A 780-nucleotide genomic window follows, 5' to 3' on the forward strand; every position below is an offset into this window, starting at 1 on the left:
TTTTCAAAGGTGTGTTCGCCTACGATGAACTTCAATTCCTGCCAGAGATGCACAGTTACCATGCGCCTGAAGCTTCAGTGAGTGACACTCATGTCACTATGCTAAGAGCTGGAGTGATGTGTGCGGATAAAGTGAACGCAGTAAGTCCTACCTATGCAGAAGAGTTGAAAACGGAATTAGGTAGCCACGGTATGGCTGCAGAATTCCAACACAGATCTGCTGATCTGTTCGGCATTTTGAATGGGTGTGATTATGGGGCTTGGAATCCGGAAACTGATGCTTTCCTTCCTCGTAAATACAAAGCGACCAAGCACAGCATGGCTCGCGGAAAATCAGCTTGTAAGCAAAAACTGCAACAAGATGTAGGTTTACCCGTTGCCGATTGCGCGGTTTATGGCATGGTTTGTCGCTTGACGAATCAAAAAGGTGTTCATTACTTACTGCCTATCATCGAACAGTTTTTGAAAAATGATCTTCAGATCGTGATTGTCGGTACTGGCGATCCGGTTTTGGCGAGTCAATTGAAAGAGCTATCAGCGCTTCACTCAGATAAGTTCTCGTTCGTAGAAGCGTACAATAATGAACTTGCGCACTTGGTTGAAGCAGGCTCTGATTTCTTCTTGATGCCTTCGGAATTTGAACCGTGTGGCTTAAACCAAATCTACAGCATGGCTTACGGTACTTTGCCGATTGTTCGTTCTGTGGGAGGTTTAAAAGACAGCGTGAATGATTACGATGAAGATCCTGAAGTCGCGACTGGGTTTGCTTTTGAAGAGCCAA

1 protein-coding gene is annotated in these 780 nt (G+C 45.3%); it reads left to right on the forward strand.

Annotated features, from left to right (window positions below; all coding sequences use genetic code 11):
- Positions 1-780, forward strand: a 780-nt coding sequence (locus tag AB4512_RS22630; protein ID WP_372175779.1) for a glycosyltransferase, incomplete at both ends; no start/stop codon positions are given.

Source organism: Vibrio sp. 10N.222.52.B7 (assembly GCF_041474275.1).
In the GTDB taxonomy this organism is placed as follows: Bacteria; Pseudomonadota; Gammaproteobacteria; order Enterobacterales; family Vibrionaceae; genus Vibrio; species Vibrio crassostreae_C.